Source organism: Pararhizobium sp. DWP1-1-3 (genome assembly GCF_049896125.1).
Lineage (GTDB): Bacteria > Pseudomonadota > Alphaproteobacteria > Rhizobiales > Rhizobiaceae > Pararhizobium.
The window spans coordinates 486,946-504,953 of the sequence record NZ_JAFCTR010000002.1; the positions used below are offsets into that span (position 1 = coordinate 486,946).

At 61.3% G+C, this 18,008-nt stretch carries 11 protein-coding genes, 1 tRNA gene and 1 pseudogene; 4 read left to right on the forward strand and 9 right to left on the reverse strand.

Annotated features, from left to right (window positions below; genetic code table 11):
- Positions 1-43: 43 nt before the first annotated feature.
- The gene (locus ACP7BS_RS06945) at positions 44-925 is read left to right on the forward strand and encodes a LysR family transcriptional regulator (RefSeq protein ID WP_426237186.1); all 882 of its coding nucleotides are present in this window, start codon (positions 44-46) and stop codon (positions 923-925) included.
- A gap of 369 nt (positions 926-1,294) precedes the next feature.
- Here the strand turns inward: ACP7BS_RS06945 and bcsN are convergent.
- The 4 genes and pseudogenes from bcsN to bcsA form a co-directional block, all read right to left on the reverse strand.
- Positions 1,295-1,885, reverse strand: a pseudogene (bcsN, locus tag ACP7BS_RS06950) (cellulose biosynthesis protein BcsN); the annotation flags it as partial.
- On the reverse strand, positions 1,882-3,969 hold the full coding sequence (locus ACP7BS_RS06955; protein WP_426237188.1) for a bacterial transcriptional activator domain-containing protein: 2,088 nt from the start codon (positions 3,967-3,969) through the stop codon (positions 1,882-1,884). The gene ACP7BS_RS06955 and the pseudogene bcsN, both read right to left, overlap by 4 nt.
- On the reverse strand, positions 3,966-6,335 hold the full coding sequence (locus tag ACP7BS_RS06960) for a cellulose biosynthesis cyclic di-GMP-binding regulatory protein BcsB (RefSeq protein ID WP_426237190.1): 2,370 nt from the start codon (positions 6,333-6,335) through the stop codon (positions 3,966-3,968). The genes ACP7BS_RS06955 and ACP7BS_RS06960 overlap by 4 nt, the downstream gene beginning before the upstream one ends.
- Positions 6,328-8,592 (reverse strand): UDP-forming cellulose synthase catalytic subunit, encoded by a 2,265-nt coding sequence (gene bcsA / locus ACP7BS_RS06965; protein ID WP_426237194.1) that lies wholly within the window; start codon positions 8,590-8,592, stop codon positions 6,328-6,330. The genes ACP7BS_RS06960 and bcsA overlap by 8 nt, the downstream gene beginning before the upstream one ends.
- Before the next feature lie 193 nt (positions 8,593-8,785).
- Between bcsA and ACP7BS_RS06970 the strand changes: the two genes are divergently transcribed.
- Positions 8,786-8,998 (forward strand): hypothetical protein, encoded by a 213-nt coding sequence (locus tag ACP7BS_RS06970; RefSeq protein ID WP_426237468.1) that lies wholly within the window; start codon positions 8,786-8,788, stop codon positions 8,996-8,998.
- Between the two features lie 102 nt (positions 8,999-9,100).
- Here the strand turns inward: ACP7BS_RS06970 and ACP7BS_RS06975 are convergent, their stop codons facing one another.
- The 4 genes from ACP7BS_RS06975 to ACP7BS_RS06990 form a co-directional block, all read right to left on the reverse strand.
- Positions 9,101-9,736, reverse strand: coding sequence for a DUF1062 domain-containing protein (locus ACP7BS_RS06975; RefSeq protein ID WP_426237196.1), 636 nt, complete (start codon positions 9,734-9,736; stop codon positions 9,101-9,103).
- A 578-nt stretch (positions 9,737-10,314) separates the two neighbouring features.
- A complete protein-coding gene (locus tag ACP7BS_RS06980; protein WP_426237198.1) occupies positions 10,315-10,689 on the reverse strand; it encodes an NUDIX domain-containing protein in 375 nt (124 codons plus the stop codon).
- A 228-nt stretch (positions 10,690-10,917) separates the two neighbouring features.
- A tRNA-His gene (locus ACP7BS_RS06985) sits at positions 10,918-10,994 on the reverse strand.
- Between the two features lie 165 nt (positions 10,995-11,159).
- Positions 11,160-11,609 (reverse strand): phasin, encoded by a 450-nt coding sequence (locus ACP7BS_RS06990; RefSeq protein WP_113314172.1) that lies wholly within the window; start codon positions 11,607-11,609, stop codon positions 11,160-11,162.
- Positions 11,610-11,859: 250 nt separating this feature from the next.
- On the opposite strand from ACP7BS_RS06990, the gene ACP7BS_RS06995 reads away from it, so the two are divergent.
- The gene (locus ACP7BS_RS06995; protein WP_426237200.1) at positions 11,860-15,693 is read left to right on the forward strand and encodes an ATP-binding protein; all 3,834 of its coding nucleotides are present in this window, start codon (positions 11,860-11,862) and stop codon (positions 15,691-15,693) included.
- 30 nt (positions 15,694-15,723) lie between these two features.
- On the opposite strand, the gene ACP7BS_RS07000 is transcribed toward ACP7BS_RS06995, so the two are convergent.
- Positions 15,724-16,749 carry a helix-turn-helix domain-containing protein gene (locus ACP7BS_RS07000; RefSeq protein ID WP_426237470.1) on the reverse strand — a complete coding sequence of 342 codons (1,026 nt, stop codon included), beginning with the start codon at positions 16,747-16,749 and terminating at the stop codon, positions 15,724-15,726.
- 148 nt (positions 16,750-16,897) lie between these two features.
- Between ACP7BS_RS07000 and ACP7BS_RS07005 the strand changes: the two genes are divergently transcribed.
- On the forward strand, positions 16,898-17,965 hold the full coding sequence (locus tag ACP7BS_RS07005; protein ID WP_426237202.1) for an alpha/beta hydrolase family protein: 1,068 nt from the start codon (positions 16,898-16,900) through the stop codon (positions 17,963-17,965).
- The last annotated feature ends 43 nt before the right edge of the window (positions 17,966-18,008 follow it).

The following is an 18,008-nucleotide window of genomic DNA, read 5'->3' on the forward strand; positions in this document are numbered from 1 at the left end:
TGCTCGGCACTTCTCCCCGGTGGGGAGAAGAGGGAGTGTATCCATGAACTGGGATGACGTCCGCATGTTCCTGGCGGTTGCCCGTAGCGGCCAGATCCTGTCGGCCTCCAAGCGGCTGGGGGTCAATCATGCGACGCTGAGCCGGCGGGTCACGGCGCTGGAAGAGTCGTTGAAGACGCGGCTTTTGATCCGCCGGACCAATGGCTGCGACCTGACGACCGAGGGCGAGATCTTCCTGCATGCGGCAGAGCGAATGGAAACCGAGATGCTGGCGGCGCAGGCGCAGATCGGCCGCATAGACACGGCAGTTGCCGGTACCGTGCGCGTTGGGGCACCCGACGGTTTTGGGGTTTCGTTCCTCGCCCCGCGCCTTGGCAAGCTGACGGCCCGCTTCCCGGAACTGCGCATCCAGCTGGTACCGGTTCCCCGCTCGTTTTCGCTGTCGCAACGCGAGGCCGACATCGCCATCACGCTGGAGCGGCCGGAACAGGGCCGGCTGATATCGTCGAAACTGACCGATTACACACTGGGGCTCTATGCTTCCCAGGAATACCTGTCGTCCTATGGTGCGCCCGAAAGCGTGGACGACCTGAAAACCCATCGCCGCATCGGCTATGTCGAAGACCTGATCTTTACCGCCTCGCTGAATTTCACCGGCGAGATCATGCGCAGCTGGGATGCCTCGTTCGAGATTTCCAGCGCCACGGGCCAGACCGAGGCGGTGCGCTCAAGTGCCGGCATCGGCATCCTGCACAACTATATCGCCCGGCAATATCCCGAGCTGATCCGCATCCTGCCGGAGACGACGATCCGGCGGGGTTACTGGACCACCTATCACGAGAGCGCCCGCGAACTCGTCCGCGTCCGCACCGTCGTCGATTTCCTTCAGGAACTGGTGACCGAAGAGCACAGCATCTTCATTTGACAATGCCCATTGCGCGACGGTTGCCGGCAACGGCACGAGGGATGGTTTCATCACGGACTTCGCGGCCTCCTGCAGCACAACCGCCGGCGCTGTATCGGCTGTGGCCAGGACAGCCGTCTCTCCCGGCAGCGGCACTTTAACGGCGTTGACGATGATCTTTTCTGTCTTCTCCGCCGCTTCGGTGCTTGCTGTTTCTACAGGCGTCTCTGCGACGACTGCAGGGCGGCTAACCCGGCGCACCGGCGGGGCGGCGGCGAAGTCTGCCGCAACCGGCCGGGCCTGCCGTTCCGTGAACGGCACAGGCTCAAACGCGCCCGGCCCTGCGGCATAGCCCAGCGCCTGGACGTTTTGCGACGACGCCGGATTAAGACGCAGGCCCTGCATCAGCGCGACGACGCGGTCGGCCGCGATCGACGGACTGCAATAGCGCATCCGGATCTGGGCCGCACCGCCGGCCGTAGAAAACCGCCCGCCATCATAGGGGCTGCTGTTCCTTGCAAGCTGCCATGCGTAAACGCAGCTTCCGCCCTGGCCGATGCTGCCGGTCGCGTAGCCGAAGACCCCATAGGCATTGTCGGCAATCACAGGGCTGATCCGCATCGTCACGCCAGCCAAGGCGCTTCGCATCTCAGCTTCGACCTGCGACCGTGACGGCGCACCATTGCTGCGGGTGATCTTGGCGGACGGGTCGATCGTAACGCTCAGCGTGTTCTCGCCAGCAAGGTCGGTCGCATTGGCGTAGACGATCGTTTGCTCGATTTTCCCCTTGGCGCCGGTCTGCCGTACAGTCGTTGCCGGAAGTCCCGGCAGAGCTGCGACTGCGTGCTCGGGTGACACGGTGGTTGCGAGCGACGGCCAGTTGCCCTCGACAGATCCTGTCCGCAAGAACGGGTCATCGACGGCCGACGTGCACGATGCGAGCATCGAGAGCAAAGCGATTGCTGGAAAACAACTTTTCATCGGCGTGTATCCGTCTGGCTTGTGGCGACAAGGCCGGCTCTCACGCCAGCGTCCGACAGGTGATCGTTGAGGCGTTGGAACACCTGTTTGGCGACCTGCTTGTTGCCGAGATGGTAATAGGCCCAGCCGCGCAACTGGCTGAGATCGGCTGGCTCCGCCACCAGGCTCGCGCGCGCATTCAGCGCATCGAGCGTCTTTTGATATTGCTTGCGATCAAAGCTTGCCCGGGCGCGCTGGAAATAGATTTCCACCCGGATTTCCCGGTCACGTGCGGCACTGAGCGGATAGGCCCGGATGATCGCCTCGGCATCATCCGTCAGACGTCCGCGCAACAGGGTCAGTGCCGTGCCATAGGCGGCATCGGCCTGCACCTGTCCGCCGGCGGCAAGGCCATCGGCGAAGGCTGCGCGTGCCTCGGCAAGGCGGCCAAGACCGAGATAGCACCAGCCGCCGATCTGGGCCGCATCCGGCGACAGCTGCCCCCGGCTGCGCAGGTCGGCCAGATCGTTGATGCAGGCGGCATAGCGCTTGGCCTGGAAATTGCGGAAGTAGTTGGCCCGAATGACCCCACGCGGTTTCACGACCGCAGCGGCCACCCTGCCCTTCGGCGGCGATGCAACGCGAATCTCGTCCCAGATATCGGGATAGGCCGAACCATATTTTTCCTGCAGCGCGGCAAATTCCGCCTTTTGTGACAGCCGCAGGTAAGAGAGCGCCAACCCTTTGACGCGCGCAGGGGCCGCTTTCCAGTCGACCGTTTTCTGGAACCAGGCGGCAGACGCTTCGTACTGTTTGGAATTATAGGCGTACCAGGCGAGGATTTCGGCGTGATCGGCGTTCAACGTCTGCAGGATCGTCGTCGAGTAGGACGCAACGATCTTTTCGTCGATCGCAGCCATATCGGGCTTGGCAAAACGCAAAGACAGCGCGTTCATCAGGAATTCCGGGTCGCCGGACAGGTCCTGCAGATAGGTGGTCGCCACCTTGTAGGCTTCTTCCTCGAGATTTTGCGCGGCAAGACTGAGATAGAGCCCTTTGGCATTTGGAGCATCCGGCTGGATTGCCAGCGCCTTGCCGAACCACCCGGCGCTGACAGCCGGCTGCTTGATCTTCAGGTAGTACCAGCCGAGCAAGGCCATATCCTCGATCTTCGCAGGATTTGCTGTCTTGAGTGGCTCCAGCTGGTCATCAGTCAGCGGCACCGTCCGTTTTTCATCGGCGTTGAAATCGGCGACCGTCTTGCGCATCAGATCGAAGGCCACGGGCTGCAGGCCTGCCTGCATCGCCGGCGTCACGGCCAGCTTCTGCATCGCCGCCTGGACGTCCGCCGCCGGGAAATCGCGGATCGCCTTCTGCGAAGTCGTCACCAGCTCCGCGTCCGGCAGCCGCTTGTCGCCTTCACGCAAAAGGATACCGCGATAGACATCGGCCAAAGGCTGTTTCATGCCCGCCTGCGCATAGGCGTCGATCAGCATCCAGAGCAGATCGATCTCTGTTTCCGTTGCGGGATCGATACTGCCACCGGCCTGGATGATGTCCGTCCAGTTGTTGTCCTTGGCCGCTTCCGTCATCAGCACGCGCTGCTTGCGGCGCGCCAGCTTTTCCGTGAAATCGGCCGTCGGCTGCCAGTCGGGCGCCTCGGTCTTGCGGCGGATGATTTCGGCATCGATGCCGGTGAAGTCGCTTTTGTCATAGAGCTGCCAGAGCACGGTTTCGTCGGCGCCGCGTGCCGATTGGGGCAGGTACAGGTCCTGTGGCATTTCGAATTGCGGGAATTTCAGCCGCAGGCGCGCAGCCTCTGCGGCGACGCGCTCATCCTGTTTCTGCCCGGCGTAATAATAGAGCGCCGCCATCTCGACCTCATCGGGCTGATTGTCAGCGGTCACGGCTGTCGCTGCCCGCGCAGTGCCGGCAGGTGAAGGCTCGACATCTGCAGGCCCACCGGACGCCGCCTCATCGAGAATGCGGAAGGAGCCGGCCGCCTGCGTCAGCAGCCTTGCCGAATCCTCCGAGGACGCCATTGCGGGCATAAGCAGGCTTGAGGCGGCCAGAAGGGCGACCCAGTATTTTTTCATGATGATCATTGATCCGACCTCACACCCTTGCGCGGAATGGCAAGACCGAGCCACACGGCGAAGATGCCCATCAACCCGACGATGAGCAGAACGTAGAACTGGAAATTGTCGGAGAACCAGGCGGCCGCCAGACGGCGGATGTTGCTGGGGCTCTGGTCGGTCATCCCGGCGATGAAGTGCGATCCGGCCGGCACCGTGTTGACGGCGAGGCTGGCGGTCTCGATCTCGGCCGAACCGCCACTCAACCCCTGCCAGACGGCAGGCTCGACAAGCCGGCGAACGCCAAGCGCGATATCGGCGGGCGATCCCGCATGGACGACGGTCCAGACCGCTTCGCCGGACGGTGACGGGGTCTGCGTCAAGGTCAGTAGCGAATGCCCGGGCCTGAGCATTGCTGTCGTGCCCGAACCGTCCTGGTAGTTCAGCCATTTACCGAAGCGCCCGCCAGCCCCTGAGAACCATTCCTGCAGCTTCGATGTCACGGACAGCGTGTCCTGTGGCCGCGTCGTCGATTTACGGAACGCATCCAGCAATGCGGTGGAATCGTCGTCATTGTTTCGCGCCGGGCTGGCTGCGAAAACATTGCCGCCGATGGTCGCCGTCCTGATCGGATCAACGTCCGCGATGGATACCGCGATCGGCTGAAAGCCATCGACAGGAAAGGCGCTCTTGCCGGCACTGCCAAGCTCGGCAAAGGCGTTCTGCGTGGAGATCACCAGCGCGTTGCGATCTCCAGCCGGATTGGCGGCACCCAGGCGGATATTGGCGTTGAGTGGATTTCGGGCGGCAAGCGCCAGGCGGGACAGCATGGTGAGGGCGGCGCCGGCGGACTGCGCATCCGGACGCTCGATGAATATGTCGAACGGCCTGCCATCGGCATAGGGATAGGCGGTGCCGGCCAGCGCGCCGATATCCGGAAGACGGCCGATCCGGGCGAGTGCCGGGATTTCGATCCTGGTGTCCTTCAGGAGAATGAACCGTGGCCTGGTGTCGTCGCGGGCCTCGGGCGCACAGGTCTCGTCCGCCTCGACCGGCAGCTCGGCCAGAAGCTCGACCTTGTTGTTGCCCGGCCGGAACGCCCGCAGCGGCAGTTCGATCAGCTTGCCGTCGAACTGTTCGCCGGCGGTGTTGCGGAAGGGATAGCTGGTGACGACGCGGTCGTTGACCCGCACCAGAAACTGCGCCGCGCGCTTCAGGCCGGGAGACGTGGCCGCGCTCAGCTTCAGGCCGATCGTTGCATAGTCGGCCGGGTAGAAATCTGCCGGCATGACCATGTTGAAACCGGTGCGCGATAGGCGCCCGGAAAAGACCCGGGTCTCATATCCGGCGTCAGACAGCGTATAGCTCGTCGACGCATCGGCAATGATTGCCCCGGACTGGCGTGAGAAAATGCCGCTGTCGAGGCTTTCCTTCAGCGGCCCTTGGATGGCCTGAAGCAACTGGCTGCTCATATCGGCGCGGGTCGCGCCCCGCAGGCTGACCGCTGCACGGCCCCCGTTACCGGCGTCGCGCACCGAAAGGCCGTAGGGTGCCGGCCGTCCATCGGCGTCGCGCGCCTGTGCCCCGGTCTTGTCCGTCGAGACATAGAGATCGATACCCGGACCGGTGCCGGGCTTTTCGCCCACCGTGACGGCCAGATCCTCCCGGTTCATGAACAGCGCCAGCGTCTGCAGCGCGGGGGCCGCGTCGTTCAGCATTTCGGCGGTCGCCGCCTGCGGCAGGACCAGGCGGATATCGGTGACGTTGGCGTCGGTGCGGGCGACGGTCAAGAGATCGGCGAAAGTCCGGAAGCCATGATGGCTGCCGGCAACAAAACCGCTCTGTGAAGGATCAAGCTCGCTCCACAGCTCATAGGTCGCTTCCAGCGAGCAATCGACCCGATGGTATTGCCGGGCCCGCAGAACCACCTGGTTGCGGCCCGGTTTCAACAGGCCGGCACCGATCGTCAGCGCTTCGCTTTTGAACCCGTTTGGCGAGGCGATCCGCAATGTTCCGGCAGACCGGCCGTTGACCTCGACATCCATGACGGACGTATCCGGCAGGACGGAAACGGCATTGCGATAGGCGAGCGCCAGCTGTCCGCCGCTCGCGGCCTGATCGGACGCGAGATTGAAGCTCAGCCTTGCAACGGCGTCCTCGCCCGACAGGTGATAGGCCGGCAGGGCCTGTTCGAACGGCACCAGACCGGTGACCTTGGCAGCGGCAGCTTCCGCCTGAACCGGGCGGGTCGACAGAATGCTCTCGCTGTCGCCAGGCAGGATGCGGGCAGCGGATGGGGCTGCGTCGAGCAGGCTCTGGGCGGACAACGGCAGCGTCTGCGCCATGATGAGGGCAAGCGACAGGCTAGCTGTCCGGGTGCGAAAAGGCTTAGCCATAGAGCTGCTCTCCCTTGAGAACCGGGGCATGGTCGGCTGTTTTGAAAGGCAGCGGCACCGGGGCGATGTTGTTGTCGTTCAGCACCATCGGCGCATCCTCGAAGGACTGGACGACGCTTTCCCGGATCAGGCCGGCGCTGTAGCGGATGGCGCGCAGCGATTCCGTCAGGCTCCAGAGCGCAAACCGGCTGGTGCCCCAGAAGAAGTTTTTGCGCGTCTGGCGGCGCTCCAGACGATCCTGCAGCACCGACTGGTCGGAATACATCAGTTCGGCAATCGCCATCACCGTTTCCGGCGTGCGCTCGGAATAGGCAAAGCCGCAAATCGCCGTCTGGTCGAGCAAACGCCGCGAGCGATAGACGACATTGAAACAGAAGATCTGGCCGCCCCGGCGCAACTCGACCTTGGCCACCGTCGGATTGACGAGGTCCAGTTTCGGTTCCTTGTCGACGAACTCGATCGACACGCCGCCGCTTGAGGCGTCCTGCACAATGACATGATGAATGATGTCGTTGATATGCATCAGCGCATGACGCTTGACCGGCAGGCGCTGATTGCGGCGCAGTTCGCGGCGTTCGGCAATCGCTCCGAGGGCCGCACCGGCGAGACCAAGATTGATCAGGTTCCACATCGCGACGATCAGAAGCAGCTCGCTGGCGACCGGCTCCGTCAGGACGCGGTACCCGGAATAAAGGGCAGCGGCGAGCAGCAGGAAGAAGATGGCAAAGTATGGCGTAGCCAACGGCGACAGCTTGCTCTTGTCCAGCGTCTGGCCCTTGGCGGTCACATTGAAAGTCGGCTTGCGCGGATTGCGCACGACGCTGACGATGCTGCCGAACAGGAAGACGGCCTGGACATATTCGTAAAGCTCGGAAATCCACGGCCAGCGGACGCGGCCGTAGAGATAGCTCTGCATGGCAAACGAGGAGATCAGATAGGTGACCGCATAGGAGGCGAACTCGAGGATGTTGGCCTTGTAGATTTCCAGCGAGAAGAAGATGTAGAGCAGCGGCGAGAACATGAAGGCGAGCCGCGACAGCGGAAACAGCCAGAACATGTTGATGCCGGCATAGGAGATGCGCTGCGGGATCGAGAGACCCTTGGCCAGGAACGGCCGCTTCAGGATCAGAATCTGCAGCATGCCCTGGCACCAGCGGGCGCGCTGGCCGATGAAGGAGACGAACGTCTCCGGCTGCAGGCCGGCGATCAGCGGCTTGTCGACATAGACCGAATGCCAGCCCTGGCAATGCAGCGACAAAGCCGTTTCGCAATCCTCGGTGATCGACTGACCGGAGAAACCATCGGTGGTCACCAGCGCCGAACGGCGCAGCACGGCGGCGGAGCCGCAGAAGAACGACGCGTTCCACTTGTCGAGCCCGCGCTGCAGGATCGAATAGAACATCTCGTTTTCCGACGGCATGCGGGCAAAGGTCTGGAGGTTCTTTTCCAGCGGGTCGGGATTGAGGAAATAGTGCGGCGTCTGGACGAGGAAGAGCTTTTCATCCTCCTTGAAGAAGCCGACCGTCTCGCGCAGAAAATCGCGCACCGGGGCATGGTCGGCATCGAACACGACGACCAGTTCCCCTTTGGAAACCTTCAGGCCTTCATTGAGATTGCCGGCCTTGGCGTGATCGTTCTGCTTGCGGGCATGGTAGCGCACGCCCATGGCGGCGCAGAGCGCCTTCAACTGCTCATGGCGGCGGATGGCGGCGACCGAGACATGCGGGTTCTTGTGGTTGCGCTTGGCATCCGTGCCGCCGTCGTCGAGCAGGTAGATGTTCAGCTTGTCCTTCGGATAGGCCATCGACTTGGCGGCGGCCAGCGTCACGGCCAGAAGCTCGGCGTCTTCATTATAGCTTGGAATGAACACATCGACCGTCGGCAGGTCGGCGGCAGCGCCCATGTCCGGCGTCTTCCGCTTGATCGGATCGATGACCATGAAGAAGCTGATCGCCAGCATCGCCAGGCAGTACATTTCGGCGAGGTAGAGCAGGAAACCGGGAATGAAGTTGAGCGGCTCGGTAATATCCGGCAGCGTCTCGGTGGTGCGCCAGAAACCGTAGCGCAGTGCGATGATGCCGGCAAAGACGAGCGTGATGACGCGGAACGTGCTGTTGTCGGGACGCGTCATGCCGATGAACATGATGCCGAGAACAGCAAAAGAAAGCATGAGCTGCGCCTGAAGGCTCATCGGCAACAGAATCAAAGTCAAGCCGAGAGCGCCGGCCGGAATAGCCAGATATTTTCCGCACGTCATGTGCCACCAACCCCATCGTCATCTTCAGCGGCGCATCATGCGAGCCGGTTCTACATCGAACAGCCGGAACCTAAGCGGCGAAGGGTCAACAGAATCCTAATTTAAGGAGTGATGGATGGAAACGACACAGGACTAGGTAAACACAAGGTTTACAAACGGCTCCAAGATCTGAGGAGGCCCGGCTTTGGTCGGCATGAAGGAACATGCGGGCCGCCATCGCGTTGATATTCTTGAAACAGGAGACCGCACGATGACGCTTCCCGCCGACCCCATTCCTGGCCCGATTCCGCCCATCCAGCAGCCGGTACCGGTCACCGAACCCGAGCCAGACCGGCTCCCGGACGAGGAACCGTTGCCCAATCCCGATGAAAATCCGCAACCGCCGCAGCAGGTGGAACACCGCTGAAATCACTCGTTCTGGAATGACAGGACAGGCGGTAAATCTCCAGTGAGCTGACAGAGACCACAGAGGCCCAGCAATGCAGGCCTTTGTGTCGTCGTTTGGTCCCTATGCAGTGCCTCCCGCGGCGACAGGTCTCCACACTTTCTCCCGATTCACCTCGGTGGCGAGATCGATCATGACACAGGTGCCATTTCTGATCCGCTTTCGCCAAATGCCGGCGGCGTCTGGCGCGGTTTGAAGCAGACCACCATGGTGCAGAGCCCGCAGCCGCGTGCGCGATACCTGCAGCTCGCTTGCCAGCAGGCGATCAAGCCGCATGCTGGCCGGAAACGGCACGTTCAGCTCGATGTTGAGCGCGGTCCAACCGGACGTTTCCTCAAGCAGTTCCTTGGCGATTTCAAAGTTTGGAAACTCCTCGATGCGTTGCGATTTCCGCCGCAGAGCCCCGATGTTGAACGTTTCAGCCCTGATCCAATCCGGATTGTTGGACTGTAACGCGTCGAGAACTGCCGGATCGATATCACCGACAGCCTGGCGCTCGAAGATCGGCCGGTTCCAGGTCTTGTCGCAGGACAGGCATTTGTAGATCAGCCAGGCATCGAGCCTGCGGCCGTTGGCGTTGAGCCGAATCTTGCCGCTGCTTTGGAACGGCCTTTGCGTTCCGCATCCGCTGCAGGCGATCCAGGGCTGGGGCGCCGTCTGCGGTGTAATGGTCCATCGGACCCGAAGTGAATTGCACATATCGTCTTGGTCTTCCGTTCGGAAGTCCACCAAGATGGTGCAGGAGAAACCCTTGCGGGCGCGGTGTGGCGATGTTCTGGGCGGCTGAAGAGCTGAGACAGCGGAGCTGCACATGGCACATTGTAACAATGCCAGACCGGTCTCATGCCACCACCCGATGAACACATCTGCACGCCGGCGGCATCGCCGTCGGACAATACGGGTGAAACTGGATTGAGACCGGTATTACTTAGGCAAACTGCAACCTCTATGCGCCAACGCTCTTCGACGGCGAAGGTAACAAACGAACGGGCCGGTGTGGAGTGCTTTGGCACGCTCGGGCGCTAAAAGAGGGCGTATTGTGGCTTTTCTGCAACTTTGCGGCGACCGCAGATCGGCAGGGTCAACGAAGGGACTGGTTAAAGCAGCCCTTTAAGGCGCAGCAGCCCGAATGCCGCCACCGTAGCGGCATCCTTGATTTCGCCACGCACAATCATGTCGATGACCGCCTCCGTCGCAAAGCCACGACTGACCAATCCTTGTTCTTCCGGGTCGAGGTCTGTCGAAAGCGGACGCAGACCTCGGGCGAGGAAAATATGTCATCTCTGGGTCGAATATCCATAGGCTTCGAAGAGCTGGCCGACATACATCATTTCATCGGCGGCAAGACCGGTTTCCTCGCGCAATTCGCCGTGTGCCAGCTCAAGCGGATCAACACCCGCCTGCTCCTCCCAGGAACCCTGGGGCAGCTCCCAATAGCGTTTTCCGACCGGATAGCGGAACTGTTCAACCAGATAGACGATACCGGTCGCATCGATGGGCACGATCAGGGAAAAGTCATTTTTCTCGACAACGCCGTAAACACCCCGCGAGCCATCCCGGCGCTCAACGATATCCTCCCGGACCGTCATCCAACGGTTCTGGTAAACAGTTTTGGTACTCAGCATCAGGATTTCGGGAGCAGCGTCAGTCATTTTCTTCCCTCGCCTCGCATGCCGATGGCGTGAATCGCTCACGATTCCGAATAACCCATTTATTGAAAGCTCTCGATAGATGGAGACCTTCTCAGAACATCAAAATACCGGGAGATTCTGGGCTGCAAGCGGCAGGCACACGGACTATTGAAAATGAGGGGCATTGCAATGCGTCAAATCACGATCAGCAAAAACGCCGTATCATCAAATATTTCATTGTTAAGAGAATGGTACGGTTGGGTGGAATCGAACCACCGACCTCAGGATCCACAAACCTGCGCTCTAACCAACTGAGCTACAACCGCACAACACAGCGATGCACAGACATTAGCATGTGCCGCTGAGGGGTCAAATACGGGCAGTCCGTCTTTTTTGCAAGCCATAACTTGCCCGTAGATGTGAAAAAACCGGGTAAAAAATCACCCGGTTCTGTCGTCACGCTGCGCGGCCAAAGACCGCGCCTGCAGAAATCAGTTCTTCTTGAAGCCGGAGATGGCCTTTTCGGCGGCATCCTTGCCTGGCTTCGTCACGGTTTCGGCAATCTTGCGGGTGGCTTCCTGCATCGACTTCGCCTGCTCCATGGCAAGCTCTGCCTGCTTGCGGATGAAGGCGGTCTGCAGTTCGAACAGTTCGGAAACCGACTTGACGCCGAGCAGCGCTTCCATGTGCGACAGCGAGTTTTCAGCATTGGTGCGCAGGGCATCGATCGCCTTGAGGCCGAGTTCGACGGAGCCGGACTGGGCGCTTTCGATCGTCGCTTCAACCGTCTTCGTTGCGTCTTCGGCGGCGGTCTTCATCTTGGAATAGGCTTCCTTGGACTGGGCAGCACCCTTTTCAGCGAAATCGCGAAACGTTTCGGTGACCTTTGCCGGATCGAACGAAGCAAGCGAAAAGACGTCGTCGGTTTTCTTGGTAGCCATGATCTGCGCTCCTTGGTTTTGGGCCCTCTCATGAGGCACCCATCGTGTGATGATGTCTATATAGGCGATTTTGTTGTGCATTGCAATATATTTGTGCAGTGCAGCATTCATTAAAATCAGCTGCATTAACCTTGCGCCGCGAAAGGCCTTCGCGCCATAGTCTGCAAGCTGGACCCTAGGCGCGCCGGCGTCTATTAATAGACTGTTAACAATCCCGCCCCTTTGGCGGTTGCGCAAACCAGGTCAGCCGATGCCCGCAAAATCGTATCCCTTTATCGACATAGCCGTTCACGAACGGGTGCGGGAGCATTTTGCCAAGGGCGATGCTGCGGTCCTGTTTTCGCCCGACATGAGCCAGGTGCTGTGGTCGAATGGCGAAGGTGCGTTCCTGTTCGGCCTGCCGTCGATCTATGATTTCATCGACAGCGGCGCCAACCGCAACGATGCCGCCTATCGCCAGATGGAGGCCGCCGCCCGGCAGTTGAAGCGCAGCGGCGATAGCCGGGCGTTCCTGATGCGCATCGCCTCGGGTTTCCAGCGCGCTTCGGTCAGCGCCTCGGTCGAGATGATCTCCGTGCGGCCGGGTGAAACGGCCATCCTCTTTGCCGCTCCCCGCAACGGCAAGCCGCTGGCCATTCAGGACCGCGCGGCCAGAATGATCTCGGGCTTCGACGACCCGGACACGCATATGGCCGTACTGGATGGCGATGGCGCCGTGCTTGCCGCCTCGCCCGGTTTTGCAGCGCTGGCGATGACACCGCAGACCTGCCGCTCGCTGGTAACAGCCGTTACCCGCGACAGCGACTGGCTGCTCAAGCGTCCGATCCCGACGGGCAAAGGCCATCTGCCGGCGGCAATCGGCAAGCTCTCGGAACGTCCCGCCCTGCATCTGCTGTTTGCGGTCGAGACCATTTTGGGCAATCTCGATCCCGGAACGGATTTTCAGGAGATTGCGGATACCGGTGAGACGCCAGCCGCAAGCGAGCCGGTTGTCAGCGAGGCCGCCGTGCCGGTTCTCTCACCCACAGCCCTGCCCGCCGATGTCATCGACGAGATCGAGCAGATCGAAGAAATTGCTGCCGAAGAGGATGGCTTCGTCGATCCGCATAATGACGCCGTGCCTGCCGTAGAGACCGAACAGCCTTTCGCTGACCATTTCATGGCTCCTGTTGAAACCGTGGCCGAAGAGACAGAAGCGCATCTGGAGTTGCCTTCCGATGCACCGCCGGAGCCTATCGCCTCAGCCGTGGACGATCTGGACGAGGTTGCCGAAACCGGCGCCCCCGAGGAGACTGCCGTTGTGCCTGAAGCCGATGAAACGGTGGCGCAGGAGATCGAGGCTGGCGAACCGTTGCCGCCCGAGCCGGTCGAAGTGCCGCAAGAACCTGTCCACGACCGTGTTGGGCTGGATGAAACGGTTGTGATTGAAACCGCCAGCGGCACACCCATTGTCGAAACCGCCACTGATAATGTGGCAGACGGCGACGCCACGGTCCCAACCGATATCCCGCTTGAAGACATGTCTGCCGAAGACGACGCACCAGAGCCTGTGCAGGGTTTCGTCTTCAACCCGAATAGCCGCGCCGTGCGTTTCGTCTGGAAGATCGATGCGGACGGACGTTTCAGTGAAATCTCCGAGGAATTTGCAACCGCTGTCGGGCCGCATTCCGCCGATATTACCGGGCAAAGTTTTAGCGATCTGGCGGATCGCTATCACCTCGACCCGGGCAACACGATCAGCGAGCTTCTGAAACGGCGCGACACCTGGTCGGGAAAGACGATCTACTGGCCGGTCGAAGGCACCAGCCTGCAGGTTCCGGTCGATCTCGCCGCCCTTCCGACCTATTCGCGCAATCGCGAATTCGACGGTTTCCGCGGTTTCGGTATCGTGCGCGTGGCCGATATTGTCGATGACGAACAGGCAACAGGCCTGACTCTTCGCCCGCCCGTGGCGGACGAGGAGACGGTTGCCGGCGAGATTGACGACACGGCGCAGGATCTGTCGGCCGCGGATCACGAGGTGGTGGCGGAAGACACAGCCCCGCACGTTGTGACAGAAGAAAGCAACGCTGCAGCGGAGCCTGTGGAAGCTCCAAGCGAACCGACCGACGGCGCCGAGTTTGCAACCGAATTGACGGCATCCGAGCCAGGCGACGGCGAGCCGCTTGCCGAGACCGGTGACGAACTTCCGGCGGCCGGCGACCAGGAAGACCCTTTCCGTGGCGAGCGTCCGGCACTGAAGCTGGTCCAGACCCCGGAGCGCCGCGCATCCGATAAAGTCGTCCAGCTCGACAGTCACCGTCCGGGCACCGAACCTTTGAGCCGCAGCGAACAGGCCGCCTTTCGCGAAATCGCCCGTCAACTCGGCGAGAATTTCGGCAAACGTCCGAACGAGGCCGTGCCTGCCACGGACGAGCAAGCAGCGGCAAACCCCTCACAGGATGACGCCTCGCCAAAAATCGAGACAAACTCCGAGGACGGCCGTGCCGTCATCGCCGATGGCGCTGAACGCATAACCGAAAACACCGCGCCCGAAGCGCCCGCCCCGATCGTGCCTGCGCGCACCAGCGGTAGCAGCAGCCTGACGCCGGAGATCCTCGACAATCTTCCGCTCGCGCTTCTGGTCCATAGCGGTGACGATCTGTTCCACGCCAATTCCGAATTCCTGATGCTGACGGGCTATGGCGATCTGGACGAATTGAGAACGGAAGGCGGCATCGATGCGCTTTTCGCCAGCGACGAGGACGATCTGTTCGACTTGCCGGACGGCACGATGATGCTGATCCGCAACGATGGCCAGCTCATGCCGGTCTCGGCGCGGCTGCAATCGATCCGCTGGGAAGACAAGAATGCGCTGATGATGGCGCTTTCCGCGACGAAAACGGCGCCGGCACCCGTGGTGACTGCAGACATTCACCCGGCCGAGGTTGCCGAAGAGCCGGCGGAGGCACCGGAAATCCAGGCGCTGCGCATGGAAGCGGAAGAACTGCATTCCATTCTCGAGACCGCAACGGACGGCGTCGTCGTCGTCGGAGCCGAGGGTGAAATCCGCTCGGTCAACCGCTCGGCCAGCGCCCTGTTCAATTATGACGACGGCGAAGTTCGCGGCAAACCCTTCGCCATGCTGTTTGCCCATGAGAGCCAGAAGGCCGTTCTCGATTACCTCGCCGGCCTTTCCGGCCATGGTGTCGCCAGCGTGCTGAACGACGGCCGCGAAGTCATCGGCCGCGAGGCTTCCGGCGGCTTCATTCCGCTGTTCATGACCATGGGCCGCCTCTCCTCGTCCAACGGCTTTTGCGCCGTCATCCGCGACATTACCCAATGGAAACGGACGGAAGAGGAACTGCGCAACGCCAAGCGGGCGGCCGAAACCGCCAATGCCCACAAGAGCGATTTCCTCGCCCGCGTCAGCCACGAGATCCGCACGCCGCTCAACGCGATCATCGGCTTTTCCGACATGATGGCGAGCGAGCATTTCGGACCGATCGGCAATCCGCGCTATGTCGAGTACGCCGGTGACATCGGCCGCTCCGGCCGCCATGTGCTCGATATCGTCAACGACCTCTTGGATATCTCGAAGATCGAGGCCGGCGAGATGGACCTCGAATTCACCGCCGTCGAGATCAACGATGCCGTTTCGGAGGCCGTCTCCCTGGTCCAGCCACAGGCCAACAGTCAGCGGGTGATCATCCGCACCTCACTGTCGGGTTCGGTGCCGAACGTCGTTGCCGATAACCGCTCGATCAAGCAAATCGCCCTGAACATCCTGTCGAACGCCATCCGCTTCACCCCATCCGGCGGCCAGATCGTCGTTTCGACCGCCTATGAGGCGAATGGCAGCGTCATCCTGCGCATCCGCGACACCGGCGTCGGAATGACCCGCACCGAGCTCGAGCAGGCGATGAAGCCTTTCCGTCAGGTGACCACCGGCGCCCGCAAGCGCGGCGACGGCACCGGCCTTGGCCTGCCGCTGACCAAGGCGATGGCCGAGGCGAACCGGGCGCAGTTCTCGATCAACTCGGCGCCCAACGAGGGAACATTGGTGGAGATTTCGTTCCCGTCGCAGCGGGTTCTGGCCAACTAGCCAAGGCTGGGGCCACGGGTGCTGCGGCAGTCACGTGCCGGACGATCGCGGTTGCCGGTTCTGCTCGCGCCAGGAGGCCGGACTGAGGGATGTCACCCGCCGGAACTCGCGGTTGAAATTCGATTTCGTCTGGAAGCCGCATTCGAACATGGCCGAGGTCACCGGCATATCGGTCTCGCGGAGCAGCCGGCACGCTTCGGCGATTCGAAAATCGTTGATGTATTGCGAGACGTTCTTGCCTGCGAGCCGGTTGACTGCGCCGGAGATCTGCCGGGCCGGTACGCCTGCACGCCGCGCCAGCCGCGACAAGGTGAGGTTTTCGTCGCGCGACAATTTCTGGTCTTTGAACAGACGATCGACCCGCTCCAGAACCTCCCGATCCTGTGCTGCCTGGGCCGGACGGTAATCATCATTCGAAGCTGGCGACGGAGCTCCCCGCTCGCGGGCGGCGACGAGGGCGGTTACACCCAGTAGAAATAGCCCCAAAAGGTTCGCATTGCCGACAAGTAAAACCGTGTGCTGCCCGCTGCTCCATTTGAAATCCAGAAGAACAGCAATGTCGAACAAGGCAGACAGGCAAAGCGATGCGGCCGCGAAATACAGGGCGCGATGTGCGGCGAATACACCTTCAAGACGCGCTTCGTCCAATGCATCGGTTCCGCTGCGGGCGAGATCCAGCAGCGCCAGCGCGTATCCGACAAACAGCACGATCAAGGCAACGTCGATCAATGTGGGTGCCACGAGCACCAGCGCGACCATAACAAGTGGCGGAGCTGCATGAAACCAGCTGATCCTGCCCGTCCCCGCGTCATCGTGTTGCGTCAGGCTGCGGAAACTTGCCCAGACGAGGGGCGGCAGGCCGCTCGGCAAAATAGGCATCACGTATCGCAGCTCCTCGATGCCGTAGCCCCAGCGCAAGCCAACGATCACCGATTGCAAGGCGCACAGACCAATCAAGACAAGGAATGGCCGATTGCCCTTCGAAGGTTCGGTGCCGCGTAACAGGGCGACGAGCAGGATCAGAAGCAGCAAGGCGACGACGAAGGGCAGCGGCACGAAGATCAAGACATGTCCTTTGAGTGGCTATCACCGGTCAATGGTGGCCCATATCGCGATTCGGGACGACCTCAATCGTGATCAAGGAAGCGCTGTGGCCATGCAACTGAAATCATTTGCGGGTTCCTCGTAACCAAGTGAGATCCTGATGAACCTTTTCCAGATTTTTTGTTCCGTCGTCCTTCCCGTCACATTCACCGTTCCCTGCTACGCCGCCGAGGTCGGCATGCGTGAAATCAAAGTGGCCGCACCCGAACGCGGGCGCGATCTGGCTGTCACGGTGTGGTATCCCGCCGAAGCCGGAGGCGAACATGTTCTTGTTGGTGACAACAAGCTCTTCAAGGGGGCTGCGGCCTTTCGCAATGCGCCGCTCATCAAGGGAAATTTTCCGCTGGTGGTGATGTCGCATGGCTCGGGCGGCCGCATTGAAGGCATGACTTGGCTTGCAACAGAACTCGCCAAAGCCGGCTTTGTCGTTGCCGGCCCCAACCATCCCGGCACGACCAGCGGCGACTCGACGCCGGCCAACACACCGAAGCTCTGGGAGCGCACGCAGGATCTGTCTGCAGTGATCGACGCATTGACGGCCGACCAGGGCTGGAACGGCGCCATTGACGCTGACCATATCGGGGTCGTCGGCTTCTCGCTGGGAGGTGCCGCCGCCATGGAAATCGCCGGCGCCCGGGCCGACCTCGATGCCTATGCGCGCTACTGCGATACCAGCGCCAAATGGGATTGCGCCTGGTTTGCAGGTGGCAAGGGATACGTCAACGACGAGCCGGTAAAAGTCGATAAAGTCGATCTGCGTTCAATCGATAAGATACGCTTCGAGCAATTAAACCTCGATCGCCGCATTCAGTCAGCCGTTCTGATCGACCCGGGCCTCGCCCAGGCTTACCAACCGGAGAGCCTGAAAAACATCGCGATCCCGATGAGTTTCATCAATCTCGGCAGTAGCGGAACAATCCCTGCTGCGGTGATCGCCGATCGGCTGGCAGCCCTGTCGCCACAGGGGTCCTATGCCGCCGTGAACGACAGCAATCATTTCAGCTTCCTGCCGGAGTGCAAACCGGGCGCAGCTGAAATGCTGGTCGAATTCGGGGAAATCGATCCGATCTGCACGGATAGCGGCAGCCGGTCGCGGGCGGATATCCATGCCGAGCTGACGGGTCTCGTGCTGCAGGCTTTGCAGAAAACGCTCAAGGTTGGCCAGTAAGACACGGCATTTTGCGACGTGGAAACAGCAGACAAAAAAGAGG